This is a genomic window from Nitrobacter sp. 62-23 (assembly GCF_001897285.1).
Lineage (GTDB): Bacteria > Pseudomonadota > Alphaproteobacteria > Rhizobiales > Xanthobacteraceae > Nitrobacter.
The window spans coordinates 1-25828 of record NZ_MKSM01000129.1 but is presented as its reverse complement, the minus strand read 5'-3'; the positions used below and the strand labels follow the sequence as shown (position 1 = coordinate 25828).

Below are 25828 nucleotides of genomic sequence, written 5' to 3'. Positions count from 1 at the left end.
AAACGCTCTAGTTGGCCGGCAGCGGAATCTGGTCGTCGATCAGGCCGTCGAGCGCGGCCTTGACGTCAACCTTGGCGTCGAGGACGCCAGCCTGCTGGAGCGCCAGGCCGGCCGCGAGAATGGTGTCGCGCTGGGCCTTGCCGATCTTGCCGTTCGAGATGTCGGTGCGCTCGCGCAACTGCTTCTCGACCACGTCTTTCGGCAGCTTGGTGGCGGCGATGAAGCTCGCCTCCAGCTCCTCAGGATGGGCGACCGCATATTTTCGCGCGGTCTCATACACCGCCAGCACGCGCTGCGTGATCTCGGGGTATTTTTTCAGGAACTCTTCCCGCACGTTGAGAATGCCGTAGGTGTTGGCGTCGGCGTCGCGGTAGAACAGCCGCGCGCCGTCCTGCAATTCCGCCTGCGCCATCATCGGATCGAGGCCGGCCCACGCATCAACGTCACCCCGGATCAGCGCGGTCTTGCCATCGGGATGCTGCAGCAGCACCGGCACGATGTCCTTTTCAGACATGCCGAACTTCTGCAACGCGCGCACGAGGAAGATATGCGGATCAGTGCCGCGGGTGACCGCCACGTTCTTACCCTTGAGATCGGTTACCGCCTTGATCGGCGTATCCTTGCGGGTGACGAGCGCGGTCCATTCCGGCTTCGAATAGACGTAGATCGATTTGAGCGGATTGCCGTTGATCCTCGCCACCAGCGCCGCGGAGCCGGCGGTGGAGCCGAAATCGATCGAGCCGGCGTTCAGGAACTCGAGCGCCTTGTTGGACCCGAGCGTCTGCACCCAGCGCACGGTTATGCCGTCCTTGGCGAATTCCTTTTCGACCAGGCCCTTGTCCTTCATCAGCATCGACACCGGGTTGTAGGTTGCCCAGTCGATATGAATTTCCTTCGGCGCGTCGGCGGCGAGCGCCGCTGCGGGCAAAAACGCGGCCGCAGCGATGGCGGCGAGCACGGCGCGGCGTGCGGGCTTGAACATGATAATGTCTCCTGGGGCGGTTAAATGAGGCGAGCCGTTCGGGGCAAAAAAAGCTTTCTTATGTCAAATAGTTATGATCCGCAGTCAACGAGAAAATAGATTTTCGCGAAGCTCGCGCCGGAGTACATCCTTGCTCAAAGCCGCTGGCGCGAAGGATGGATCCATCGCGTGCGGGCGACAATCTCCGATGACAGCCCTCGTGGCGTCCGTTATCCGGGTAGACGATGGACCTTGCGACGACAAATGATGCGGCCGCAGCCGCCGACGGCTTCGACACCGCCAGGATCACCGGCGACATCGATGTGCTGGCCGAAAAACACGCCGGACACGAGGATGCCTTCCGCTCTGCGGTCGCCAGGCTGTTGAAGGCCGAATTCGCCAAGGTGCTCGATGCGGCGCAGGCAAGACTCCTGCGCGATCGTCACGGGCGGCACTGCGCCGAGCGGCTTTGCTTCGTTCAGGACGAGATCATTCGACTGGCATTTTCGGCCGCGACGCGCCACCTCTACCATTCCCCGATCCCTTCCGACGGCGAGCGCATGGCGGTGGTCGCGACCGGCGGCTACGGCCGCGGCCTGATGGCGCCGGAGTCCGATCTCGATCTGCTGTTCATCCTGCCCTACAAGCAGACCGCGTGGGGGGAACAGGTCGCCGAGGCGATCCTGTATTGCCTGTGGGACATGGGCTTGAGCGTCGGTCACGCGACGCGCTCGGTCGGCGAATCGATCCGGCAGGCGCGGCGCGATATGACGATCCGCACCGGGATTCTGGAAACCCGGTTCCTCACCGGCGACCGGGCGCTTTACGACGAACTGGTCACCCGTTTCGACAGGGAAGTGATGCAGGGCACGGCGGCGGAATTCGTCACCGCCAAACTCGCCGAGCGCGAGGAACGCCATCGCCGCGCCGGCCAGTCGCGCTACCTGGTCGAGCCCAACGTCAAGGACGGCAAGGGCGGCTTGCGCGACCTGCACACGTTGTTCTGGATCGCAAAGTATGTCTACCGGGTCCACGACAGCCACGAATTGCTGGGGTGCGGGGTGTTCGATGCCCGCGAATACCGGACCTTCCGCCGCTGCGCCGATTTCCTGTGGTCGGTACGTTGCAACCTGCACTTCGCGACCGGGAGAGCCGAGGAGCGGCTGTCGTTCGACCTGCAGCGCGAGATCGCGGTGCGGCTCGGCTACACATCCCACCCCGGGATGCAGGATGTCGAACGCTTCATGAAGCACTACTTCCTGACCGCCAAGGATGTCGGCGACCTCACCGCGATCCTGTGCGCCAAGCTCGAGGACCAGCAGGCCAAGCCGGCGCCGGTTCTCAGCCGCCTGACGTCGAGACCGCCAGGCGCGGAGCTACGGCGGGTTCCGGACAACGACGACTTCATCATCGACAACAACCGCATCAATCTCGCGGCGCCCGACGTCTTCAAGCATGATCCGGTCAACCTGATCCGCATGTTCCGCCTGGCGCAGAAGCACAACCTCGCCTTCCATCCCGACGCCTTACGGACCGTGACGCGGTCGCGGCGGCTGATCAATGCGCCGCTTCGCGAGAATCCGGACGCCAACCGGTTGTTCATGGATATCCTGACGTCGCGCGACGCCGAGACCGTGCTGCGCCGGATGAACGAGACCGGGGTGCTCGGTCGTTTCATTCCCGCCTTCGGCAAGATCGTCGCGATGATGCAGTTCAACATGTACCATCACTACACGGTGGACGAGCATCTGATCCGCTGCATCGGCATCCTCCAGGACATCGAGCACGGCAACAACGACGAATTGTCGCTCGCCAGCGAGCTGATGCGCAAGATCCGGCCCGAGCACCGGCCCGTCATCTACATCACCACCCTGCTTCACGACATCGCGAAAGGCCGACCCGAGGATCATTCGATCGCGGGCGCCAGGGTGGCGCGGCGGCTGTGTCCGCGCCTCGGCTTCAACGCCACCGACACCGAGCTGGTCGCGTGGCTGATCGAACAGCATCTTGTGATGTCCAAGGTGGCGCAGTCGCGCGACCTCTCCGACCGCAAGACCATCGAGAATTTCGCCGCCGTGGTGCAGTCGGTCGAGCAGATGAAGCTCTTGACGATCCTGACCACCGCCGACATCCGCGGCGTCGGCCCCGGCGTCTGGAACGGCTGGAAGGCGCAGCTTTTGCGCACGCTTTATTATGAAACCGAGCCGGTGCTGACCGGCGGCTTCTCCGAGGTCAATCGCGCCGAGCGCATCGCGGCCGCCGAGGCCGAGTTCCGCGCCGCTTTCACCGAATGGCCCGAGCCCGAACTCGACGCCTACATCGCGCGGCATTACCCGGCCTACTGGCTCAAGGTCGATCTCGCGCACAAGATCCGGCACGCCCGTTTTCTGCGCGCCAGCGAGGGCAGCGGCCACAAGCTCAACATCGATGTCGGCTTCGATGAGGCGCGCGGCGTCACCGAGCTGACGATCCGCGCCGTCGACCATCCCTGGCTGCTGTCGATCATTGCCGGCGCATGCGCCTCGGCCGGCGCCAACATCGTCGATGCGCAGATCTATACGACCACCGACGGGCAGGCGCTCGACACCATCGCGATCTCGCGCGAATACGATCGCGACGAGGACGAGGGCCGCCGCGTCGCCCGCATCGGCGAGATCATCGAGCAGGTGCTGGAGGGCCGGCTGCGGCTGCCTGACGTGGTGCCGAGCCGCGCCGGCGGAAAGCGGCTGCGGCCGTTCGTGGTCGAGCCCCAGGTCACCATCAACAACCAGTGGTCGGACCGCCACACCATGATCGAGGTTTCGGGGCTGGACCGCCCCGGCCTCTTGTTCCAGCTCACCGCGGCAATCTCCAAGCTCGACCTCAACATCGCCTCGGCCCATGTGGCGACATTCGGCGAGCGCGCGCGCGATGTGTTCTACGTCACCGACCTGCTCGGCGCCCGGATCACGGCCCCGACGCGGCAGGCCGCTATCAAGCGCGCGCTGGTCCATCTGCTCGCCACCGGCAATACGGCGGAACATCCCGCAGTCTGAGAGCCTGGCCGGGCGCAACCCCTCAATATTGCGTTAATTTTCGGGTAACCGTCTCTTAAACCCGGAACGCTATAGCGTTTTCGAGCGAAGTGGAATCCGGTTCGCGTGAAGAAAACGCGTCAATCAAGAATCGAGAGTTTTTCACCGTTTCCATGAAACGGTGAAAGACTCTAGTACGACGGGATCGGCGTGAGCGTTGTTGCGTATGGGATGGGGACGAAAAAAGCGCGGCGGACGCAAGGAGCCGGTCTTCAGCGGATTTGCTGCGTCGCTCGCGGAACTGCGCCTCAACCCGCTTGATCGCGTCACAGTTGCCGACGATGCGCCGGCCAAACGCGCGACGCCACGCAAAGCCACCGGTGCGAATGGCGGCTCGCACAAGCCGTCGCCTGACCGGAACAGCAAAGGGCGGACGAAGAAGCGCAGGCGCGCTCGTCTGTCCCGGGTGTTCTATTGGGGCGCGGTGCTTTCTTTATGGGCGGCCATCGCCGTGATCGGCGTGGTGGTCTATGTCGGCGCGCATCTGCCGCCGATCCAGTCACTCGAAATTCCGAAACGCCCGCCGACCATCCAGATCGTCGGCGCGGACGGCAGCGTGCTGGCGACGCGCGGGGAAATGGCAGGCAGCAACGTCTCGCTCAAGGACCTGCCGCCCTATCTGCCCAAGGCCTTCATCGCGATCGAGGACCGCCGCTTCTATTCGCATTACGGCGTTGATCCGATCGGCATCCTGCGAGCGGCCGTTGCAAACATTATGCACCGGGGCGTATCGCAAGGCGGTTCGACCTTGACTCAGCAACTCGCCAAGAACCTGTTCCTGACCCAGGAGCGGACGCTTGAGCGAAAACTTCAGGAGGTCGAACTCGCGCTCTGGCTGGAGCGCAAGCACACCAAGGCGCAGATTCTCGAACTTTATCTCAACCGGGTCTATTTCGGCTCCGGCGCTTATGGCGTCGAGGCGGCCGCGCAGAAATATTTCGGCAAGCCGGCGAAGGACGTCACGCTCGCCGAGGCCGCCATGCTGGCCGGTCTGGTCAAGTCGCCGTCGCGGCTCGCGCCCGACCGCAACCCGGAAGGCGCCGAGGCCCGCGCGAAGATCGTGCTCGCAGCCATGGCCGACGCCCGTTTCATCACCGCACAACAGGCGCAGGCCGCCGCAACCCGCCCGTCCTATGCCGTGAAGCCGGCCAGCGCCGGCACGATCAATTACGTCGCCGATTGGGTCGGCGAGGTGCTGGACGATCTCGTGGGCCAGGTCGACCAAAGCATCGTCGTCGAAACCACCATCGATCCGAAACTGCAGAGCGCGGCGGAAGCCGCCGTGATCGACGAACTGGCCGCGAAAAGCGTCAAGTTCAATGTCAGCCAGGGCGCATTGGTGGCGATGACGCCCGACGGGGCGGTGCGCGCCATGGTCGGCGGGCGCAACTACGCCGACAGTCAGTTCAACCGTGCAGTGACGGCGAAGCGCCAGCCCGGCTCCGCATTCAAGCCGTTCGTGTATCTCACCGCGATCGAGGCCGGACTGACGCCCGAGACGATCCGGCAGGACGCTCCGCTCGACGTCAAGGGATGGCGGCCGGAGAACTACAGTCACGAATATTTCGGCGCGGTGACGCTGACGCAGGCGCTAGCGATGTCATTGAACACCGTCGCGGTCCGGCTCGGACTGGAGGTCGGGGCCGCGAATGTGGTGCGCACCGCGCACCGGCTCGGCATCACGTCGAAACTGGAGTCGAACGCCTCGATCGCGCTCGGCACCTCCGAGGTGTCGCCGCTGGAACTGGTCGGCGCCTACGCGCCGTTCGCCAACGGCGGATATGCCGCCAACGCCCACATCGTCGATCGCATCCGCACCGTCGAGGGCAACAAGCTGCTCTACGCGCGCGGGCAGGACGCGCCCGACCGCGTGGTCGATCCGCGCGCCGTCGCCATGATGAACACCATGATGGAGCAGACGATCATCAGCGGCACCGCGCGCAAGGCCGAGATTCCCGGCTGGACCGCCGCCGGCAAGACCGGCACCAGCCAGGATTTTCGCGATGCGTGGTTCGTCGGCTACACGGCGAAGCTCGTGACCGGGGTATGGCTCGGCAACGACGACAACACACCGACCCGCAAGGCTACCGGCGGCGGCCTGCCGGTGGAGATCTGGACGCGCTTCATGCGCGCCGCGCATCAGGGCCTGCGGCCCGAGCCGATCCCCGGCACACAGCGCAGCCCGCTTCCCGACATCGCGCAGCTCGGCCGACAGGTCGTCGCGCCGCCGGCTCCTGTCCCCGCCGCGGCTCCGGCGCCGCTCGGCAGCCGGCCTCAGCCGGGCCGATCCGACGTCCGGCCGGAAGCCGCCAGCGGACTGGACGGCTGGCTCGTCGATCGGCTGTTCGGCGGGCGATAACGACAGCGTTTTCAAGCGAAACATGTCCTCGCTCGACGCGGGGGTGGAGACCGGCTCTCATTGAAGCGGCATCGTGCTTGCTTCAGGGTTGAGCAGCGCGCTTGAGCCTGCGGTACAAGGACATCAAGGAATTTCGCGCGGGAAACGTCAAGACTGCCAATACAGGTGGCGAGGCGGATGAAGCATTCGTCAGTGCAAAGGTGCGCCGGACGCGAGCCCTTGCAGGGCGAAACCCTCAACGATACGATTCCGGCCGAAGGTATCACTGGGAGCGGAGGTCACGATGCTGGCGGAGATCAAGGAGCAGATGCCTTCCCTGGCGGCGGCAGTGGTTGTGTCAATTCTGGCGGGAATAATAATGTACGCGCTGGGCTATTCGGCGCTGATGTACACCGAAGTGCTCCTCCTCCTCGAGACGCTGATGTACGTGGTACAGGCGGGCTATTCGGCGCTGAAAGCGATCTTCCTCGGGATCGTGGTCTTCGGACTTCTTCTCGCCTTTCTTCTGCCAATCTTGATGGTGCTATGGCGGCAAATCCAGAAGAGGAAGCGAACCGTGCTCTCGGACGCCTCAGGCCCGACACCTCAGCCCTCATCCAGCGCTACGGACGCAACAACAGACGCATACACCTTCGCGCCCCAATCACCGCAGGACAGCGGGTCTCCTCCCCTGACAGAAGCTCCAGACCACCAAGCAGACGCCAGCGTGGATAAACGACCTCATCAGCGACCAGACTGACGACATCAATGCGCGGCGTGACGGCAAGACGAGAACCAAGGCTCCATTGGGCAACAGCCGTTGACGAGTGGTCCCTGGCTTGCCTCAAGGCCGTTCGGCTCTAGCGTTTTCGAGCGAAGCATATCCTCGAGCTTGACCCGGGCGATGGATGCCTGTTCGCATAAATAAAACGCGTTAAATCAAAATCCTAAAGCTCGCTTCTGATTCATCAGAAACGGACTCCCAGCTCCTCCCCAACGACAGGAAGATGGTCAAGGCTCATAACTTCCCATGAACGCCCATGAATGGTTGTCGAACGTGACGCTGTCCTTATCAGCCGCGCCATGCGAACGGCACTGCTACCCACCGTCGTTTCTCGGTCTGGCAACCGCAACTCACTGTCAGGACTTAATTTCCTGAGAGGCAATGCTTCTACAAAATGCTTCTACAAGTTGATGGTGCCCAGGAAAGGACTCGAACCTTCACGACCTTGCAGCCACTGGCACCTGAAGCCAGCGCGTCTACCAATTCCGCCACCTGGGCACGGACCGGGTTAGTAGGCATCGGCCGCGCGCTTGTCAAATCCCTGAATCGGCATCCGAATAGCCGGCCGTCGCGTTTTCGGGTGAAGCATGTCCTCGGGCTTGACCCGGCACCGGTTCGCGTCAAGAAAACGCGTCAAAAAGCCCTTCCGGCTCCGGTCATCGCGCCGGTTGACGGGCCGCGGAGCGGCGGAATATCTCTGTTTCTGACCTGATACCAGCATCCTTGAGGATCAGACCATGGCATCGAATACGGACACCCTCGTCACGGTTTTCGGAGGCTCGGGCTTCCTTGGGCGGCATGTGGTTCGCGCACTTGCCAAGCGAGACTATCGTATCCGGGTCGGGGTCCGGCGCCCCGAACTGGCCGGACACCTTCAGCCACTCGGCAAGGTCGGCCAAATCCATGCCGTGCAGGCCAATCTGCGCTATCCGGCGTCGGTCCGTACCGCGATGCGCGACTCACATGTAGCGATCAATCTGGTCGGCATCCTGAGCAAGAGCGGCGCGCAGACCTTCGACGCCGTGGTGGCCGAGGGCGCTGCGACGGTGGCAAAGGCGGCCGCGGCCATGGGCGCGCGCATGGTGCATGTCTCGGCGATCGGCGCCGACGCCAGGTCGGCTTCGGCTTACGCCCGCGCCAAGGCTGCCGGCGAAAAAGCGGTGCTGGCGGCAGTGCCGTCCGCGACCATCCTGCGGCCATCGGTGATATTCGGCGCCGAGGACCAGTTCGCCAATCGCTTTGCCGCCCTCGCGCGTATGTCGCCGGTGCTGCCGTTGATCGGCGGCGCGACCAGGATGCAGCCGGTCTATGTCGGCGATGTCGCAACCGCGATCGCGGAGGCGGTCGACGGCCGGACCAAGGCGGGCGCCGTGTATGAACTCGGCGGTCCGGAGGTGCTGACGATGCGCGAGATCTGGCAGATCGTCCTGCGCGTCATCGGGCGCGAGCGGATGCTGGTGCCGCTGCCATTCATCGCCGCCCGATTCCAGGCGATGTTTTTGCAGTTCGCGCCGGGCGCGCTGAAACTGACGCCGGATCAGGTCACGATGCTCAAGACCGACAACATCGTCTCGGAAGCGGCGACCACTGCAGGCCTGACGCTCCAGGGGCTCGGAATCTCGCCGGACTCGATGGAGGCCGTGGTGCCGCAATATCTCTGGCGCTTCCGCAAGACCGGCCAGTTCGCGCCGAAGGGAGCGTGAGGCCTGCGCCTAGAGCTGTCACCGTTTCATGGCGTCGTTTTTTCATGGCGTCGCTTTGTGACAGACTTTTCCTCTTTTGCCCCTCGCGTCGGGGGTTACGGGGTCCCCACATCCGCGGGGACGACGGTTTGGTGAGGAATTACCATCCCAGCGCCAGCGCGATCAGGCCGAGCGTGCCGACGATCACCCGCCACCACGCGAAGAAGGTAAAACCGTTGCGCGTGACGTAACTCAAAAATGCCTTCACCACGACGATCGCGGTGATGAACGACACCACGAATCCGATCGCCACGATCCCGAGATGTTCGGTCGTCATGTCGGCGCGGCTCTTGTAGAAATCATAGACGAAGGCCCCGATCATGGTCGGGATCGCGAGGAAGAACGAAAACTCAGCCGCGGCGCGCTTGTCGGCGCCGAGCAGCATCGCCGAGACGATGGTGGCTCCTGAACGCGACACGCCGGGAATCATCGCCACGCATTGCGCGATGCCGATCCAGATGTACATCGGCAGCGGAAAGGTGGTGGCGTCGTGTTCGCGCGGTTTGTGGTCGAGTTGATCGACCCACATCAGGACCGCGCCGCCGACGATCAGCGAAAAACACACCACCCACGGATTGAACAGCAATTCCTTGATGTACCTGCCGGCGAGCAATCCAACGATCACGGCCGGCATGAAAGCCGCAAGCACACCGATGACGAAACGCCGGTCCGCGGCATTGGTGAACATGCCGAGCGCGATCCGCCACAGCTTCGCAAAATAGATAACGACAATCGCAAGGATCGCGCCGAGCTGGATCAGCACCGTGAACGTGTTCCAGAAATCTCCCGCACCGAGATCGAAAAAGCGTTCCGCCAGCAACAGATGACCGGTCGATGACACCGGCAGGAATTCGGTGACGCCTTCGATGATGCCGAGAATGACGGCTCTGATCGCATCGGAAAACATGAAATTACTGCTCCGAATCGCATTCGACGCCAGACGGCAGGCTCTTCTCGCTTATTCGCCGCATCGTCGCAATGGCGAAATTGCGCATGATCCGCCCGTCCATGGCGGGCCGGTCCGCGTCCACCCGCAAATCACTTCAAAGACCCGCTCCGCCGCCGCGCGCAAAACGTTTGCGGATGCGCGAGAGCAATCCGTCGCAAACGTCGCGGTAAGCCTGCATGCGCTGCTCGCGGTTGCCCTCGATGGCGGTCGGATCCGGCGTCGGCCAGTATTCGACCTCGGCGGCGATGGTGCGGGTCAATTCCAGGGCCTTGTGGTGAGCCTCCGGCGACAGCGTGATGATGAGATCGAAATTGAGGCCTTCCCAGTCCTCGAGCTGCTCGAACGTCATCGGCCGGTGTTTCGAAATGTCCTGGCCGAGTTCGGCCATCACGGCGACGGCGAACGGATCCGTTTCGCCCTTCCTGACGCCGGCGGATCGCACATACAGGGTTCTCGGAAACATGTGCTGCAACAGGCTCGCCGCCATCGGCGAGCGCACGCTGTTGAGTTCGCAGGCGAACAGAACCGACTGCGGCCTGTGCACGCGCGACGGCGCGTCCATGCGCTCAAACCGCTTTCGTTTCGCGCGCGCCTTCCGCGCAACCGTTTCGCATGACGCGCGACGACAGCTGGTGCTCCCTGTTCAAAACCATCGCTAACCCTTCCAGTGCAGCACGGAAATCAACGTGAACAGCCGCCGCGCGGTCTCGAAGTCGACGCGGACCTTGCCGTTCAGCCGCTCCTGCAGCGTGCGCGAGCCTTCGTCGTGGACGCCGCGGCGACCCATGTCGAGGGCCTCGATCCGGTCGGGCGTCGCGGTCCGGATCGCCTGATAGTAGCTGTCGCAGATCATGAAGTAATCCTTCACGATCCGCCGGAACGGCGTCAGCGACAACAGGTGCGTCACCACGGGGGCGCCGTCTTCGCGCCGGATGTCGAACATCAGGCGGTTGCCGGTGATCGCGATGTGCAACGTGAACGGACCGCCGCCCGCGCCTTCCGGCGCGAACAGATTCTCTTCCACGAGATCGTAGATTGCCACTGCTCGTTCATGCTCGATATCCGGCCCGGAACGCCCGATCGACTCCTCATCAAGCGTGACCGCCACGATACGATTCCGGGAATCTTCCTTTGGTGGGGACTTGCTCATTGCTTAGCGGTCCAGTTCCAACATTCGCATCCCATTTCGGTGAAGTTCCTCTGCGAATTTGGAATTTAAAACCTCGGTGCGGCGAGAGGCGAATGTCAAACTCGCTCCCTTAAGAGCCTTTCCGCTCCTGATGGAATCAGAAGCGAGGCTCTGTGTTTTCGACACGCTGTCTTTACGCGAACCGGCAACCACTTCGCTTGAAAACGCTCTAGTTGAGGCGCACTCCGACCGAACGGGCATGAGCGTCGAGGCCTTCGGCCTTGCCCAGCGTCATCGCCGCCGGCCCCAGCGCCCGCAACTGGTCCGGCCCGCATTTGAGGATCGACGTCCGCTTGAGGAAGTCAAGCACGCCGAGGCCCGACGAAAAGCGCGCCGAGCGCGCCGTCGGCAGCACGTGATTGGAGCCGCCGACGTAATCGCCGATCGCCTCCGGCGTATGCGGCCCGATGAAGATCGCACCGGCATTGCGGATCCGCGCGGCGAGGCCTTCGGGATCTGATGTCATGATCTCCAGATGCTCGGCGGCGATGGCGTCCGCGAGCGTCACGGCCTGATCGAGGTTCTCCACGAGAATGACAGCGCCGAAATCGTTCCATGAGGCCCGCGCGATCTCCGCCCGCGGCAGCGTCGCGAGCTGCGCTTCGACCGCACGCTCGACATCGGCGGCGAGTGTCGCGCTGTCGGTGATCAGGATAGATTGCGCGCTGGCATCGTGCTCGGCTTGCGCCAGCAGGTCGGCTGCGATCCAGTTCGCATTGCCGGTGGCGTCGGTGATGACGAGCACTTCCGAGGGACCGGCGATCATGTCGATGCCAACCTTGCCGAATACCTGGCGCTTGGCGGCCGCGACATAGGCGTTGCCGGGTCCCACGATCTTGGCGACCGGCGCGATCGTCGTGGTGCCGTAGGCAAGAGCGGCGACGGCCTGCGCGCCGCCGACGCGATAGATTTCGGAAACGCCGCCGAGCCGCGCCGCCGCCAGCACCAGCGGATTGATCCTGCCATCCGGCGACGGCACCACCATGACAACGCGGGCGACGCCGGCGACCATGGCCGGGACCGCGTTCATCAGCACCGACGACGGATAGGCCGCGGAGCCGCCTGGCACATAAAGCCCGACCGCCTCGATCGCGGTCCAGCGCGAGCCGAGTTCGACCCCGAGCGCGTCGATGAAGCGATCGTCCTTCGGCAGTTGACGGCGATGAAAGATTTCAATGCGATCGCGCGCCAGCTTCAGCGCATCGAGCGTCGCCGCGTCGCAAGCGTCTACAGCGGCGTCGATCTCGGCGGCGGTAAAGCGCAGGCCGTCGGCATCGACGGAAAGCCGATCGAACTTGCGCGTCGCCTCGATCAGCGCCGCGTCGCCCCGCGCCTTGACGTCCTCGACGATGGCGCGGGTGGCGGCTTCGATATCGGCCGAAACTTCCCGCTTGGTTGCGAGAAACGCCTTGAAGCGCGAGGCAAAGTCGGCGCTGCGGCTATCGATGCGGATCGGCATGAGGATGTTTTCCGGCAAATAACAAGAACAAGGCTCGTCACGAGGACAGGGCTCAATGGCGCGACCCTAAATCGCCGTCAACCCTTTGTGGCGGCGGACGAACCTATAAATTCCAATCCGGCTCCGGATGCCGCGGGATGATCCCCGCTTTAGTCCCGGATCCGTTCGATCGAGGCGCCGCACGCCGAAAGTTTTCTCTCCAGGTGCTCGAAGCCGCGATCGAGATGGTAGACGCGGTTGACCATGGTCTCGCCTTCGGCGGCGAGCCCCGCGATCACCAGCGACACCGAGGCGCGCAAGTCCGTCGCCATCACCGGCGCGCCGCGCAGCGTCCCAATGCCCTCGATGGTGGCGGTCTCGCCGTCGAGATGGATGCGCGCCCCGAATCGCGCCAGCTCCTGCACGTGCATGAAGCGATTCTCGAAGATGGTCTCGGTGATGCGGGACGCGCCCTTGGCGCGCGTCATCAGCGCCATCAACTGCGCCTGAAGGTCGGTGGGGAAGCCAGGAAACGGGGCGGTCGAGACCGTCACCGGGTCGATGCCGGCGCCGTTGCGGGCCACCCGAATACCTTCGTTGTTCGGCGTGATGACGGCGCCCGCCTCGCTCAGCACATCGAGCGCGGATTGCAGCAGTTCGGGACGCGCGCCGCGCAGCAGCACCTCGCCTCCGGTCATCGCCACCGCCATCGCATAGGTGCCGGTCTCGATCCGGTCGGGCAGCACGGTGTGCCGCGCGCCGCCGAGCTTGCCGACGCCTTCGATGAGGATCCGCGGCGTGCCCGCGCCGGAAACCCGCGCGCCCATTTTATTGAGGCAGTCGGCGACGTCGGCGATCTCCGGCTCGCAGGCCGCGTTGGTGATGACGGTGGTGCCCTTGGCCAGCGTCGCAGCCATCAGCGCGACGTGGGTGCCGCTCACGGTCACCTTGGGGAAATCCACCTCGCCTCCCCGCAGGCCGCCGGGCGCCTTCGCGATCACATAACCGCCGTCGATCGAAATCTCGGCACCGAGCTTTTCCAGCGCGACGATCAGGAGGTCAACCGGGCGGGTGCCGATGGCGCAACCGCCCGGCAACGACACCTTGGCCTCATGCATCCGCGCCAGCAGCGGGGCGATCACCCAGAAACTCGCCCGCATTCGCGAAACCAGTTCGTACGGCGCCGTGGTGTCGATGATGTCGGCGGCCGAAATGTGCAGGGTCTGTCCCTGATATTCGTGATCGCCGGGGCGCTTGCCCGCCGACATGATATCGACGCCGTGATTGCCAAGGATGCGCTGCAACTGCGCGACGTCGGCGAGTCGCGGCACGTTGTCGAGGATCAGCGTCTCCTCGGTCAAAAGCGCCGCGATCATCAAAGGCAGCGCCGCGTTCTTCGCGCCCGAAATCGGAATGGTGCCGTTGAGCTTGTTGCCGCCGACGATGCGAATGCGATCCATGCCGATTCCTGTTTTCAATGCATGAAGTATAGGGCAAATCGCCCCGCGCTCCAAAACATGGAAAATTATGGCGATATAGGGGGCTCAAGGCGCATTGGCTTCGGATAAAGCAGGCTTTCGCGGCAAGCTGATCAAACCTTGCCCCGCCGCCCACCGGAGAAACGATGGGCTTCGATGTCAATCGCCCTGACACTCCGAGTCGGATTTGTCCGCATTGCCGGCTGCAGCCTGATCGGCGCGGCCGCGGGATTGCAATTTCCGCCGCTTGAGGTTTTCGCGCAGCGCAGCGCGCAACCGCATCTCGCGCCTCGCATCTTCTCCGTTGCGATCCGTATCCGGTTTGTCGCTCATGGCGTCCCTCGGCTTGCGTGTCCGGGCATGCCCGGTCTGATTCGCCAGCCTCAGTGGAATGACGATCGCAACATATACGCCGGTGCTCTTGCCGCAACCGACGGCTGCCGGCCGGCACGCCGGCGCCTTTCCTTGTCCGCTTGCCTTGTCCGCTTGCGCGTCTTCCGGCCTTGTGGCAAGGATCGGCCCACCCTGCGGGCCTTTATTCAAGCTGATTCCCGCATTGGGGCTTGCTGCCGTAGCTCAGTGGTAGAGCACTCCATTGGTAATGGAGAGGTCGACAGTTCAATCCTGTCTGGCAGCACCATTTTTCTCGGAAAAGCAAAGCGCACCTGCAAAAACAGGCCCGGATTTCCGACCGAGCGAGAAAAAGATTTCCCGCGAGAACCGCCGCGGTCAATTTTCGCCTAGATTCCGCAGGTTAAGGCTCGATTCAGATTTGGGCAAGGTATTGTTAAACAACCAAGTTACGTGGTTCCACAAGGAGTTAGGAACCTTCCAAGTGTGTCCTCTCGGTGACAGCTTTTTGCCCAGAATCGTTTAGGGTCCGACTGACGGGGCCGACCAACGGTTGCTCGGATATAGACTTCCTGGAGAACATAAAATGAGAAAAATCCTGCTCGCCTCTGTGGCAATCATCGGTTTTGGCGCAATCGTGCCGGCACAGGCCGCCGATCTTGCTGCCCGGCCCTATACCAAAGCGCCGGCCTATGAACCCGCGCCGATCTACAACTGGACCGGGTTCTACATCGGTGGTCACGTCGGCGGCGCCTTCGGCGGCGACAACAACTTTTACTCCCCCGGCTTCACCTACAATGGCAGCAACGACGGCGTGTTCATGGGCGGTGTGCAGGCCGGCTACGACACCCAGTTCTCAGCCAACTGGGTCTTCGGTCTGGAAGCCAATTACAGCTTCCTCGACACCGGAAGCTGGTTCGCCAACCGTGGCCTCGGCTCGGTGACCGGCCGGCTCGGCTACACCTGGGGTCCGGCGATGCTGTACGTCAAGGGCGGCTACGGCTGGGCTGACTCGCGCTACACCAACGGTTTCGCCGGCGACGGCGGCCGCGACGGCTACACCGTCGGCGGCGGTCTCGAATACCTGTTCACCCAGAACTGGTCCGGCAAGATCGAATATCAGTACTACGATTTCGGGAATGTGCACTACGACTTCTTCGATGGCCTCAATAACCACTACGTCGGCAGCTTCCGCAACGACGAGCATACCATCAAGGTCGGCCTGAACTATCGCTTCAACTGGGGCGCTCCGCTCGCTCCGCATGCTCCGGGGTACTGAGTTTTCCTGACCCCTGGCGGTTTCGAATCCTGAGAGAAAGGCCGGCATTTGTGATGCCGGCCTTTTTATTTATTTCGCAAACTGCATTTCGCATCGACAGGCCCGTGGGCGATGCGGGATTGTCGCGACAGGCGACCCGCATGACCTCCGGCGCGATGATCCGGATCAAGCCACCACTTCATAAATGCGATGGCCTCCCATAAACAGGAGGATGTCCTCATTCGAATTCGCGGCGGGTCGTGGTATCTTCGCGGCCGCGGACGGCCGTTTCAAAGCCGGTCGCCCGCATAACGCTGCAACACGGGGTTGGCGACATGGATACGGCATCGGTTTCGTTCGGCGGCGGTGACGAACTGTGCTTGCAGCCGCGCCGCGACTGGACACGATCCCAGGTCGAGACACTCTATAATCTCCCTTTCGCGGATCTGATCTTTCGGGCGCAGACCATTCATCGGCAGAACTTCGATCCCAATCACGTCGAGACCGCGAGCCTGCTCAGCATCAAGACCGGCGGCTGTCCGGAGGATTGCGGCTACTGTTCGCAGAGCGCGCATTACAATTCCGGGGTCAAGGCCACGAAGTTGATGGACCATGAGGCGGTCATCGAGACCGCGCGACGGGCAAGAGACGCCGGCGCCAGCCGGTTCTGCATGGCGGCGGCGTGGCGCAATCCGAAGGACCGCGATCTCGACCGGGTCTGCGACATGGTCCGCGCCGTGAAGGAACTCGGTCTGGAGACCTGTGCGACGCTGGGCATGCTCACGCCCCATCAAGCCGGGCGGCTGCATGAGGCGGGACTCGATTTCTACAATCACAACGTCGACACCTCGCCCGAATTCTACGGCAAGATCATCACCACGCGCACGATGCAGGATCGCATCGACACGCTCGCCCATGCGCGGGAGGCCGGGCTCAAGGTCTGCTGCGGCGGCATCATCGGCATGGGAGAGCAGGTCGGCGACCGCCTCGGCATGCTGCTGCTGCTGGCCAACCTGCCCGCGCATCCTGAAAGCGTCCCCATCAATATGTGGAACGAGGTCGAAGCGGTCCCCGTCAACGACACGGCGGTGCGGCCCGACCCAATCGCGCTGGTGCGCATGATCGCGGTGGCGCGGATCATGATGCCGAAGAGCGTGGTCCGGCTGTCGGCGGGCCGGCAATACATGACCGACGAATTGCAGGCGCTGTGCTTTTTGGCCGGCGCCAACTCGATTTTCATCGGCGATGTTCTGCTGACCACGAAAAATCCGCAGACCGCGCGTGACGCCGCGCTGCTCGATCGCCTCGGCATCAGGTCCCGGCTGGATGACGCGAAGGCGTCCGCCCCCCGGCAGCGATCTCCTTCCGGAAGCGACGTCCGGGCCGGACCGGTCTGATACGCGTCCGCAGCGGGCCGGCGACCGCGATTGATTTGCGCTGAAGCAAATGAACGGCGATTTTTAACCCTCAAACCGCCGTATTGGCGAATTCCGGCTCGACAGCCCGGCTGGAAAGGCTCTAAAAAGACTTGATCGGTCCGGCGTCCCGGGCTTTTTTCCGGATGTAGTCATGGATTATAGCAAGTTCTTCAGTAACGCGCTGGATCGCCTTCATAACGAGCGGCGCTACCGTGTTTTCGCTGATCTTGAGCGTGTAGCCGGCCGGTTCCCCCACGCCACGTTGCACACCTCCGCTGGGCCGCGCAACGTCGTCATCTGGTGTTCCAACGATTATCTCGGCATGGGTCAACACCCGAAGGTGGTCGGCGCCATGGTCGAAACCGCGACCCGCGTCGGCACCGGCGCAGGCGGCACCCGCAACATCGCCGGGACCCACCATCCGCTGGTCCAGCTCGAGCAGGAACTTGCGGATCTGCACGGCAAGCCAGCGGCGCTGGTGTTCACCTCCGGCTATGTCTCGAACCAGACCGGCATTTCCACGCTTGCGAAACTCATTCCGAGCTGTCTGATCCTGTCCGACGCGCTCAACCACAATTCCATGATCGAGGGCATCCGGCAGTCGGGCTGCGAGCGGGCCGTATTCCGCCACAACGACGTCGTTCATCTTGAAGAACTGCTGCGCGCAGCCGACCCCGACCGTCCAAAGCTGATCGTTTGCGAGAGCCTTTATTCCATGGACGGCGATATCGGGCCGCTTTCGAAGATCTGCGATCTCGCCGAACGCTACGGCGCCATGACCTATGTCGACGAGGTGCACGCGGTCGGCATGTATGGGCCGCGCGGCGCCGGCATCGCGGAGCGCGACGGCGTCATGCATCGGATCGATGTCCTTGAAGGCACGCTCGCCAAGTCGTTCGGCTGCCTCGGCGGCTATATCGCCGGCAAATCCGAAATCATCGATGCCGTGCGTTCCTATGCGCCGGGATTTATCTTCACCACCTCACTGCCGCCCGCGATCTGCTCGGCCGCGACCGCAGCGATCCGGCACCTCAAGTCATCGAGCTGGGAGCGCGAACGCCATCAGGAGCGCGCGGCGCGCACCAAGGCGAGCCTGATCGCGGCCGGCCTGCCGGTGATGGTGACCTCGACTCACATCGTTCCGGTCCTGGTCAGCGACCCGGAGCGTTGCAAGCAGGCCTCCGACATGCTGCTGCATGATCACGGCATCTATATCCAGCCGATCAACTATCCGACCGTTCCGAAGGGAATGGAGCGGCTGCGGATCACGCCGTCGCCCTATCACGAGGACGCGTTGATCGATCAGTTGGCCGAAGCCCTGGTGCAGGTCTGGGAGAAACTAGGCCTGCCGTTACAGGCGAAATCGCTCGCGGCCGAGTAGCGATCTGCGCTAGCGCAGCAAAAAAGAACCGAGATAGCCGTAGATCGGAGCGAAGCGTCCGCCGTTTGTCGAACAGCGAGCCCGACCAGGGCGGATCAGCGCGCTTCAACACAAATCGCTTTATGAAGCGGAGAGCCGCCTCCGCGCGCTCGACTCTGACAACACGATCCGGATCAGATCCGCAGTGTTTTTTGCGCCGAGCTTGCCCATGATCCGTGCGCGATGAACCTCGACCGTACGCGGACTGATGCCGAGTCTGCGTCCCGCTTCCTTGTTCGAGGCGCCCCTCGCTACCTGGGACAGGACCTCGCGCTCCCGGCAGGTCAGCAGATCGCGGCCGGGAAAGTTGGCGAGCCCGTCGATCTCGCCGCCAAGCGCCTCGCGCCACACCTTCACCGCAGCGCGAACCCGCTCGACGATTATATCCGAGGAAAACGGCTTCTCCAGGAAATCGAGCGCGCCATGTTTCATGGCGTCGACCGCGGTTGCTACGTCGGCCGCGCCGGAGATCACCAGGATCGGCGCGGCGAACCGCTGAGCGGACAGCTTGCGCAGGATATCGAACCCGGTTTCGCCGGGAAGATGCAGGTCGAGAATCACGCAGCCTGGCGACACGCTCTGAACCGCCTCGAAAAACGAAGCTCCATCGCCAAAGCATTGAGCGGCATAACCCTCGATCTTCAAAAGGAGCGCCAGTGCTTCGCGCACCGACGGATCGTCGTCGATAATGAAAACCGGGACTTCCGGAACGAAGGACAGAAGCTGGCCCATCGGCGGCCCCCTCGCTGGATCACGGATGACCTTGGATCGGACCGATCCGAAATCACCACTATGATCGATTCCTGCATTTAAGAGCGGCATGCAGGCGGAATGGCTCCGCACTTCTCATCCCGCTCCGACGTCTTTCCGCTTCCCAGAACGAAGCGGCTCGCTGATTTGGCGCGACACGCTTTTTTCGCGTGGACCGGCCCTGGCTTCACTCGAAACGCTAGAGTAGATAATTAATACAACTTATACGTGTATAACTGATTCGTTCCGGTATGCAAATCATGACCTCGGCCGCGATTTCGGGCGAAGGTGTCCTTGGGCTCGATTGGGAAATGGATACGGGTTCGCGGAGGAAAACGCGTCAAAGCAAGAAGCTGGAGTCTTTCACCGTCTCGGTAGAACAGTGGATGACGCCAGGACGCAGGTGCGAGGCGCCGGCCGCCCGATTCCAGCATTTGCAGGCGGCTCATGTGTTAGAATTGGGCCGCTCGATGTCGAGCAAGGTCCCGGTGGCGTGGATCGGACATTCGCGACCCCGTTGGCAGCGAACGTGAGAAGCGCATGTCAAACCTGAAACTCCACTGGAAACCTGTACTTGCTGGTGGTTCTTTTGATTCTAACATTTGCAGAAATGTCTTCTGCAACGGGATGCAGATGTTAGAATCGCACCACTAGGCAGCGCCTGCCAGAGGAGCCAGCCGCAATGCTGCACGACTGGGGCGTGATCGCCGCCGCCATCGGCTACATCGGCTTCCTTTTCCTGGTCGCGAGCTATGGCGACCGGGCCCCCAAGTTTACCCACAGCCGCACCGGTCCGCTGATCTATCCCCTGTCGCTTGCGGTGTACTGCACATCGTGGACGTTCTTCGGCTCGGTCGGGCTCGCGACCCGAACCGGCCTTGAGTTTCTTGCGATCTACGTCGGTCCGGTCCTGTTGATCGCATTTTGCACGCCGCTCTTGCGGCGGATCATCCAGTTGGCGAAATCGCAGAACATCACCTCGGTCGCCGACTTTATCGCCGCGCGCTACGGCAAGAGCCAGGCGGTGGCGGCAACCGTCGCCGTCATCGCGATGATCGGCTCGATTCCCTATATCTCGCTTCAACTCAAGGCGGTGGCCTCCTCGCTGGGAACCATCCTGATCGATGATCAGGCGATCGCCAGAATTCCAGTGATCAGCGACATCGCCCTGGTGGTGACGATCGCGCTGGCCCTGTTCGCGGTTCTGTTCGGAACCCGTCAGACCGATGCGACCGAGCATCAACACGGCCTGATGCTGGCGATCGCGACCGAGTCCATTGTCAAGCTGGTGGCGTTCCTCGCCGTCGGCGCCTTCGTTACGTTCTGGATGTTCAGTCCCGGCGAACTGATCGAGGCCGCGATGAAATCCCCGGAGGCGGTGCGCGCCATCGAGCATACCCCGTCGATCGGCAACTTCCTGACCATGACGCTGCTGTCGTTTCTGGCGATCATGCTGCTGCCCCGGCAATTCCATGTCAGCGTGGTGGAGAACTCCCGCGACGCCGAAGTCAGCCGGGCGCGCTGGCTGTTTCCGCTCTATCTCGTCGCCATCAACATCTTCGTCGTCCCGATCGCGATCGCCGGACTCGTCACGTTTCCGTTCGGCATTATCGACAGCGACATGTACGTGCTGGCGCTGCCGATCGAGGGTCAGTCCAGACTGCTCAGCATTGCAGTGTTCATCGGAGGGCTTTCGGCGGGAACCGCGATGGTGATCGTCGAATGCGTGGCGCTGGCGATCATGGTGTCCAACGACATCGTGGTGCCATTGGTGCTGCAGCGCCGTCCGGCGTCGCGCGGCGGCCGCAGGGACTTCGGCAACTTCCTGCTGAGGACCCGCCGTCTGGCGATCTTCGCCATCATGATCATGGCGTATTTCTACTATCGCGCGCTCGGCAGCGCACAGCTCGCCGCGATCGGACTGTTGTCATTCGCCGCCATCGCCCAACTCGCGCCGGCGTTCCTCGGCGGCCTGGTCTGGCGGCGTGCGACGGCGCGCGGCGCGATGGGCGGCATGCTCGCCGGTTTCGCGGTCTGGGCCTACACGCTGTTTCTCCCGAGTTTTCTCGACGGCAGCGCCGGCGGCATGACGCTGCTGCAACACGGTCCGTTCGGCATCGCCGAACTCAAGCCGCAGGCGCTGTTCGGCGTCAACCTGCCGCCGCTCATGCACGGCGTGCTGTGGAGTCTGTCGCTGAATATCCTGACCTATGTCGCGCTGTCGCTGACGCGGCGACCCTCCTCGATCGAGCGGTTGCAGGCGGAAATCTTCGCACCCAACGCTGCGCCGTTGTCGCCCCCGTTTAGGCGCTGGCGTTCGACGGTGACGGTGCAGGACATTTTCGACGCCGTGGCCCAGTACCTCGGTCCCGACCGTGCGCTGCAATCCTTCGAGGAGTTCGCCGCCATGCGGCGCCTCAGCCTCGATCCGGCAGCGCCGGCCGCTTTCGAATTGCTGCAGCACGCCGAATACCTGATCGCGTCGTCGATCGGCGCGGCGTCGTCGCGGCTGGTGATGTCGCAGTTGCTCCGGCGCCGCACGGTGTCGGCGAAGGCGGCCTTGAAGCTGCTCGACGACGCACATGCGGCGCTCCACTTCAACCGCGAGATGCTGCAGACCGCGCTGAACCACGTGCGGCAGGGAATCGCGGTGTTCAATCCCGATTTGCACCTCATCTGTTCGAACCGGCAATTCGGAAATATTCTCGGACTGCCGCCGCAAATCGTTCAGATCGGAATTCCGCTGACCGAGATTCTTGACTTTCTCGGCACCATCGATCGCCCATCGGTCAACCGCGAGGCGGCAAAGCGGACCCGGCTGAACGCATACACGACCGAAGGTCAGCCGTATCTGGAGCGGCTCCCCGACCGCAACATCGTGATCGAGGTTCGCGCCAACCGGATGCCGGACGGCGGCCTGGTGATTACCTTCTCCGACGTGACCCCGAGTTTCGAGGCCGCCGAGGCGCTGGAGCGCGCCAACGCCACGCTGGAAAAGCGCGTGCGCGACCGCACCGAGGAACTGACCCGGCTGAACTCCGAACTCGCGCGCGCCAAGAGCAATGCAGAGGACGCCAACAACTCCAAAACCCGGTTCCTGGCGGCGGCCGGCCACGACATCCTGCAACCGCTCAACGCCGCACGGCTCTATGTCACGAGCCTGGTGGAGCGGCAGAGCGGAGGTGAGGATTCCAGGCTCGTTCAGAACATCGACGATTCACTGGAAGCCATCGAGGAAATCTTGGGCGCGCTGCTCGACATCTCCCGGCTTGACGCCGGCGCCATCACGACATCGGTCACGAGTTTCCGGGTTGGCGACCTGATGCGCTCGCTCGAAATCGAGTTCGCTCCGATCGCGCGGGCGAAACAGGTGCGGCTGACATTCGTGCCGTGTTCGCTGCCGATCGCGTCCGACCGGCTGCTGCTGCGGCGGCTGCTGCAAAACCTGATCTCGAACGCCATCAAATACACACCGCATGGTCGCGTGCTGATCGGATGCCTTCGCCATGACGAAACGCTACGCATCCATGTCTACGACACCGGCGTCGGAATCCCGATCCGCAAACGCGGCGAGATATTCAAGGAATTTCATCGGCTCGAACAGGGAGCGCGCATTGCGCGGGGCCTCGGGCTCGGGCTGTCGATCGTCCAGCGGCTGGCGCGCGTGCTGGATCACAAGATCGCGCTGGACTCAAACCGGAGCGGCGGCTCGGTGTTCTCCGTCACGGTTCCGATCGCCACGGCCGTCAATCACACCACCCATACCACCGCGGTGACCAGCAGCACGCCGCTGTCGCACGCGCCGATGAGCGGAGCCCTGATCGTCTGCATCGAAAACGATCCGGCGATCCTCGACGGCATGAAGACGCTGCTGACATCATGGGATGCGCGCGTGATCGCCGCGGTCGAGTCTGAGGCGGCAATCGAAGCGATCGAAGCGGCCGGCGGACGCGTCACCGGTCTGCTGGTCGACTATCATCTCAACCGCGGCAACGGCATCGCGACGATCCGGGAGATCCGACGGAAATTCGGCGAGACCATTCCGGCGATCCTGATCACGGCCGATCGCAGCCCGCACGTCCGCGAGGCAGCGCAGATCGAACAGGTGTCCGTCCTCAACAAGCCGCTGAAGCCGGCATCGCTGCGGGCGCTGATCGGCCAGTGGCGAAACCGGCAGATCGCCGCGGAATAAGGATGCTGTTCATTGATCTCGCGTCGGGCGGACTCGATTTGGAGCGGGATGCGGGCGGAAAACCGCTCCACACTTTTCCTCATCGCGTTCTTATCAACCCGCCGACGGTTCACTCTGACGCCACTGATCGCCGGCGATCTTTGCTGCGGCGATCACCGCCTGGGTGCGGCTCTCGACGCCGAGTTTCTGCAGGATGGCGGAGACGTGCGCCTTGATGGTCGCCTCCGACACGCTGAGCTCGTAGGCGATCTGTTTGTTGAGCAGCCCCTCCGACAGCATCATCAGCACGCGCACCTGCTGCGGGGTTAGCGTGACGAGCCGGTCGCGCAAGCGCGTCATCTCCGGATCGGCGGCGGCGGAGAGATCGACATCGGGCGGAACCCAGATATCGCCCTCGATGACCCTGAGGATCGCCGGGCGCAGTGCCTCGATCCCGAGCCGCTTCGGAATGAAGCCGGAGGCGCCGAAATCCATCGAGCGGCGGATCGTCGTCACGTCGTCGCTGGCCGACACCACCACCACCGGAATCGCCGCATACTGGGCGCGCAAATAGATCAGTCCGGAAAATCCGCTGATCCCCGGCATCGACAGATCGAGCAGGATGAGGTCGACGTCGGCTTCCCGTTCAAGCTGTGCCGTCAATTCCTCGAACGTGCCGGCTTCGCTGATTTTTGCCGGCATGATGCTCGCAATAGCCTGTCGCAACGCATCCCGGAACAGGGGATGATCGTCGGCGATCACAATATGGGTGCTGTCCGATGCGGTCATTGAATCCGTGGGCTTGCCAGGCGTTCACGTTCACTGCGATCTCAGGCCGGGGTGCGCTCCCCGGAATCATGATTGTCCCCTGCCCGAACCTGTCTTGCAAGGCGCAATGCCGGTGAATGCGTTAACGAGTTAACGCCCGATATGCCTCGCATGGTTCCTCCCGCCACGATGGGTGGCCCTGAAATCAGCGGCCGCGAAAGTCAGAAGCACGTGGCGCAATGCCGGATCGTTATACCGGGCGGGCCGCACGATTCAGATTCCGCCGGACTGATCGCGCTGAACGCGCGCGGCCATCTCGATCAGCCGCCGCCAGGCGCGCTCGACGAACGACATCACGCGATCCATGTCGCGATCGCTCGGCAATGGAACCTCGATACTGTTGCGGTTGGTGTCGGCCGATTTCCGTCCGTCGACTTTTGGCGCCGCGGCGTCGGGCTCGCCCGGCTTCGGTGATTCCGTTTTGGGCAACGCCTTCTGAACCTTGCCACTGAGGGCAGAGTCGCGCGCGGCGAGTTGCGCCCTCAGTTGCTCGTTTTCCGCCCGCAGCCGGCCGATGTCCTCGTCGAGCGCGCCATGCTGTTCCGGCAAGGTGTCGCACGTCCAGCCGTTGCCCCTGTCCGCGCAATGCGAGACTACGCCGGTCTGGGTGTCCAGCCTGACGAAGCCGCCGCTCGTCGGCGCGAGGGTATAGCGACCCTTCTCCGTATCCGGCGTCGCTTGCGCCAGCGCCGGTGCAGCGAAGCAGGCGAGGGTCGCTGCGATCGCAGAAATCCGCAATAATCCGGGAAGCCGCGTGACTGCGCTCATGCTTTGCTCCGTCAGTGCCGATCGCTCCGCCAGCGGACCAGAGCGCGTCGAGACATTCTCGAGCTATTGCGCCACTTGTCCGATTTCAACGCAACCAGCCAAATGCGATTCGGACCCCTTGCGCCGCAAACCATGGCTGGCGGCCCGGAAGGCGGACCGCGCGACCGCTGGCACCGGACGTTACGCCGCCGACAACATCGGGGCTCCCTGAGCGAGACCGCGATTTATAGAATTTTCGCATACATTCCAGTATCTTATAGAGCAACTCCGGCCCCGGCCCAGATGCGTCGAGGTGGAGAAAAGCGCGAGTCTGGCCAACTGCCGCCTTGCACGATTCCCAGGATGCCCTGCCCTCGACGTCCCGGCATCATGGCAGAAGCGGGAACCCATGAGGGTCTGCGCGCCGCAAGAGTCCGCTTTCGCAGCGCGGCAACTGGGCGCAGCCGGTTCGATTTTCCGGAATAAAATCAGTTAATTCAACGATATAGGCAGTTGCGGCATAATCTTGACTTGACCTGTGGCCGTCAGTATGGTCCGCGCGGCTTTTGAGGGTAACGGGCGTTATTTCCTGAGATCGCGGGCGTTGGTGTCGGGTGTCGAGAGCATGGCTGACGGCACGGACAAAAACAGTAGCGAGAATGGAGATCGCGAGCATTCGGCTCCCGACGAAGCTGCGCTTTCCGCAAGGCTCGGAAATCTCGATCAGCGGCTGTCCCGACTTCGGGGCGCCTCCAAGAACGAGACTGACCAATCCGGAGATGGAAGCGGAAACGGAGCCGCCAGAGCCTCGGCGATGGCGCGTGGTTTCCGCCTGTCCTCCGAGTTGATCGCGGGCGTTGCCGTCGGAGCGGTGATCGGCTGGGGATTCGACCGCTTGCTGTCGACCTCGCCCTGGGGGCTGATCGTGTTTT

The 25828-nt window shown here is 63.1% G+C and carries 19 protein-coding genes and 2 tRNA genes; 10 read left to right on the top strand and 11 right to left on the bottom strand.

From position 1 onward, the window contains the following. Window positions 1-7: 7 nt before the first annotated feature. Window positions 8-982 (bottom strand): aliphatic sulfonate ABC transporter substrate-binding protein, encoded by a 975-nt coding sequence (locus BGO16_RS15310; protein WP_292619786.1) that lies wholly within the window; start codon window positions 980-982, stop codon window positions 8-10. 224 nt (window positions 983-1206) lie between these two features. Between BGO16_RS15310 and BGO16_RS15305 the strand changes: the two genes are divergently transcribed. The 3 genes from BGO16_RS15305 (at window position 1207) to BGO16_RS15295 (ending at window position 7133) form a co-directional block, all read left to right on the top strand. Further along, complete coding sequence (locus BGO16_RS15305; RefSeq protein WP_292619784.1) at window positions 1207-3996, top strand: [protein-PII] uridylyltransferase; 2790 nt, start codon at window positions 1207-1209, stop codon at window positions 3994-3996. Window positions 3997-4201: 205 nt separating this feature from the next. Further along, window positions 4202-6394 (top strand): PBP1A family penicillin-binding protein, encoded by a 2193-nt coding sequence (locus BGO16_RS15300; RefSeq protein ID WP_292619848.1) that lies wholly within the window; start codon window positions 4202-4204, stop codon window positions 6392-6394. 283 nt (window positions 6395-6677) lie between these two features. Then, window positions 6678-7133 carry a hypothetical protein gene (locus tag BGO16_RS15295; protein WP_292619782.1) on the top strand — a complete coding sequence of 152 codons (456 nt, stop codon included), beginning with the start codon at window positions 6678-6680 and terminating at the stop codon, window positions 7131-7133. Between the two features lie 435 nt (window positions 7134-7568). Here the strand turns inward: BGO16_RS15295 and BGO16_RS15290 are convergent. Next, window positions 7569-7655 (bottom strand) — tRNA-Leu (locus BGO16_RS15290). Window positions 7656-7894: 239 nt separating this feature from the next. Between BGO16_RS15290 and BGO16_RS15285 the strand changes: the two genes are divergently transcribed. Further along, the gene (locus tag BGO16_RS15285) at window positions 7895-8860 is read left to right on the top strand and encodes a complex I NDUFA9 subunit family protein (RefSeq protein WP_292619780.1); all 966 of its coding nucleotides are present in this window, start codon (window positions 7895-7897) and stop codon (window positions 8858-8860) included. A gap of 139 nt (window positions 8861-8999) precedes the next feature. Here the strand turns inward: BGO16_RS15285 and BGO16_RS15280 are convergent, their stop codons facing one another. The 6 genes from BGO16_RS15280 to BGO16_RS15255 form a co-directional block, all read right to left on the bottom strand. Beyond that, on the bottom strand, window positions 9000-9806 hold the full coding sequence (locus BGO16_RS15280; protein WP_292619778.1) for an undecaprenyl-diphosphate phosphatase: 807 nt from the start codon (window positions 9804-9806) through the stop codon (window positions 9000-9002). Window positions 9807-9942: 136 nt separating this feature from the next. After that, window positions 9943-10410: a low molecular weight phosphatase family protein gene (locus tag BGO16_RS15275; protein WP_292619776.1), complete on the bottom strand. Its 468-nt coding sequence runs from the start codon at window positions 10408-10410 to the stop codon at window positions 9943-9945. A gap of 93 nt (window positions 10411-10503) precedes the next feature. Further along, window positions 10504-10998: a UPF0262 family protein gene (locus BGO16_RS15270; RefSeq protein ID WP_292619774.1), complete on the bottom strand. Its 495-nt coding sequence runs from the start codon at window positions 10996-10998 to the stop codon at window positions 10504-10506. A gap of 208 nt (window positions 10999-11206) precedes the next feature. Then, on the bottom strand, window positions 11207-12496 hold the full coding sequence (hisD, locus tag BGO16_RS15265; RefSeq protein ID WP_292619772.1) for a histidinol dehydrogenase: 1290 nt from the start codon (window positions 12494-12496) through the stop codon (window positions 11207-11209). Window positions 12497-12645: 149 nt separating this feature from the next. Continuing rightward, window positions 12646-13935, bottom strand: coding sequence for a UDP-N-acetylglucosamine 1-carboxyvinyltransferase (gene murA, locus BGO16_RS15260; RefSeq protein WP_292619770.1), 1290 nt, complete (start codon window positions 13933-13935; stop codon window positions 12646-12648). 177 nt (window positions 13936-14112) lie between these two features. Then, a complete protein-coding gene (locus BGO16_RS15255; protein ID WP_292619768.1) occupies window positions 14113-14286 on the bottom strand; it encodes a hypothetical protein in 174 nt (57 codons plus the stop codon). 232 nt (window positions 14287-14518) lie between these two features. Between BGO16_RS15255 and BGO16_RS15250 the strand changes: the two genes are divergently transcribed. From BGO16_RS15250 to hemA, 4 genes are all read left to right on the top strand, one after another. Next, window positions 14519-14593, top strand: a tRNA-Thr gene (locus tag BGO16_RS15250). A gap of 297 nt (window positions 14594-14890) precedes the next feature. After that, the gene (locus tag BGO16_RS15245; RefSeq protein WP_292619766.1) at window positions 14891-15583 is read left to right on the top strand and encodes an outer membrane beta-barrel protein; all 693 of its coding nucleotides are present in this window, start codon (window positions 14891-14893) and stop codon (window positions 15581-15583) included. Between the two features lie 314 nt (window positions 15584-15897). Continuing rightward, window positions 15898-16959, top strand: coding sequence for a biotin synthase BioB (gene bioB / locus BGO16_RS15240; protein ID WP_292619764.1), 1062 nt, complete (start codon window positions 15898-15900; stop codon window positions 16957-16959). A gap of 172 nt (window positions 16960-17131) precedes the next feature. Further along, a complete protein-coding gene (hemA, locus tag BGO16_RS15235; protein WP_292619762.1) occupies window positions 17132-18361 on the top strand; it encodes a 5-aminolevulinate synthase in 1230 nt (409 codons plus the stop codon). A gap of 120 nt (window positions 18362-18481) precedes the next feature. Here hemA and BGO16_RS15230 read toward each other — a convergent pair whose 3' ends face one another. Next, the gene (locus BGO16_RS15230) at window positions 18482-19132 is read right to left on the bottom strand and encodes a response regulator (protein ID WP_292619760.1); all 651 of its coding nucleotides are present in this window, start codon (window positions 19130-19132) and stop codon (window positions 18482-18484) included. A 700-nt stretch (window positions 19133-19832) separates the two neighbouring features. On the opposite strand from BGO16_RS15230, the gene BGO16_RS15225 reads away from it, so the two are divergent. Further along, window positions 19833-23342: a hybrid sensor histidine kinase/response regulator gene (locus tag BGO16_RS15225; RefSeq protein WP_292619758.1), complete on the top strand. Its 3510-nt coding sequence runs from the start codon at window positions 19833-19835 to the stop codon at window positions 23340-23342. A gap of 93 nt (window positions 23343-23435) precedes the next feature. Here BGO16_RS15225 and BGO16_RS15220 read toward each other — a convergent pair whose 3' ends face one another. Further along, window positions 23436-24110, bottom strand: a complete 675-nt coding sequence (locus BGO16_RS15220) for a response regulator transcription factor (RefSeq protein ID WP_292619755.1) — start codon at window positions 24108-24110, stop codon at window positions 23436-23438. Between the two features lie 252 nt (window positions 24111-24362). Beyond that, entirely contained in the window at window positions 24363-24917 is a 555-nt protein-coding gene (locus tag BGO16_RS15215; RefSeq protein WP_292619754.1) for a hypothetical protein, read from the bottom strand. Between the two features lie 604 nt (window positions 24918-25521). Here BGO16_RS15215 and BGO16_RS15210 point away from each other — a divergent pair. Continuing rightward, window positions 25522-25828: AtpZ/AtpI family protein (locus BGO16_RS15210; RefSeq protein ID WP_292619752.1), on the top strand; the 307-nt coding region annotated here is incomplete at its 3' end.

What these genes read in the sequence shown, in the direction of transcription:
- BGO16_RS15295 (WP_292619782.1), top strand. Translation starts at nt 6,678, where the DNA reads ATGCTGGCGGAGATCAAGGAGCAGATGCCTTCCCTGGCGGCGGCAGTG.
- murA (WP_292619770.1), bottom strand. Translation starts at nt 13,935, where the DNA reads ATGGATCGCATTCGCATCGTCGGCGGCAACAAGCTCAACGGCACCATT.
- BGO16_RS15305 (WP_292619784.1), top strand. Translation starts at nt 1,207, where the DNA reads ATGGACCTTGCGACGACAAATGATGCGGCCGCAGCCGCCGACGGCTTC.
- BGO16_RS15285 (WP_292619780.1), top strand. Translation starts at nt 7,895, where the DNA reads ATGGCATCGAATACGGACACCCTCGTCACGGTTTTCGGAGGCTCGGGC.
- BGO16_RS15275 (WP_292619776.1), bottom strand. Translation starts at nt 10,410, where the DNA reads ATGGACGCGCCGTCGCGCGTGCACAGGCCGCAGTCGGTTCTGTTCGCC.
- BGO16_RS15215 (WP_292619754.1), bottom strand. Translation starts at nt 24,917, where the DNA reads ATGAGCGCAGTCACGCGGCTTCCCGGATTATTGCGGATTTCTGCGATC.
- hisD (WP_292619772.1), bottom strand. Translation starts at nt 12,496, where the DNA reads ATGCCGATCCGCATCGATAGCCGCAGCGCCGACTTTGCCTCGCGCTTC.
- BGO16_RS15230 (WP_292619760.1), bottom strand. Translation starts at nt 19,132, where the DNA reads ATGGGCCAGCTTCTGTCCTTCGTTCCGGAAGTCCCGGTTTTCATTATC.
- BGO16_RS15270 (WP_292619774.1), bottom strand. Translation starts at nt 10,998, where the DNA reads ATGAGCAAGTCCCCACCAAAGGAAGATTCCCGGAATCGTATCGTGGCG.
- BGO16_RS15225 (WP_292619758.1), top strand. Translation starts at nt 19,833, where the DNA reads ATGCTGCACGACTGGGGCGTGATCGCCGCCGCCATCGGCTACATCGGC.
- bioB (WP_292619764.1), top strand. Translation starts at nt 15,898, where the DNA reads ATGGATACGGCATCGGTTTCGTTCGGCGGCGGTGACGAACTGTGCTTG.
- BGO16_RS15300 (WP_292619848.1), top strand. Translation starts at nt 4,202, where the DNA reads ATGGGATGGGGACGAAAAAAGCGCGGCGGACGCAAGGAGCCGGTCTTC.
- BGO16_RS15280 (WP_292619778.1), bottom strand. Translation starts at nt 9,806, where the DNA reads ATGTTTTCCGATGCGATCAGAGCCGTCATTCTCGGCATCATCGAAGGC.
- BGO16_RS15310 (WP_292619786.1), bottom strand. Translation starts at nt 982, where the DNA reads ATGTTCAAGCCCGCACGCCGCGCCGTGCTCGCCGCCATCGCTGCGGCC.
- hemA (WP_292619762.1), top strand. Translation starts at nt 17,132, where the DNA reads ATGGATTATAGCAAGTTCTTCAGTAACGCGCTGGATCGCCTTCATAAC.
- BGO16_RS15245 (WP_292619766.1), top strand. Translation starts at nt 14,891, where the DNA reads ATGAGAAAAATCCTGCTCGCCTCTGTGGCAATCATCGGTTTTGGCGCA.
- BGO16_RS15220 (WP_292619755.1), bottom strand. Translation starts at nt 24,110, where the DNA reads ATGACCGCATCGGACAGCACCCATATTGTGATCGCCGACGATCATCCC.
- BGO16_RS15255 (WP_292619768.1), bottom strand. Translation starts at nt 14,286, where the DNA reads ATGAGCGACAAACCGGATACGGATCGCAACGGAGAAGATGCGAGGCGC.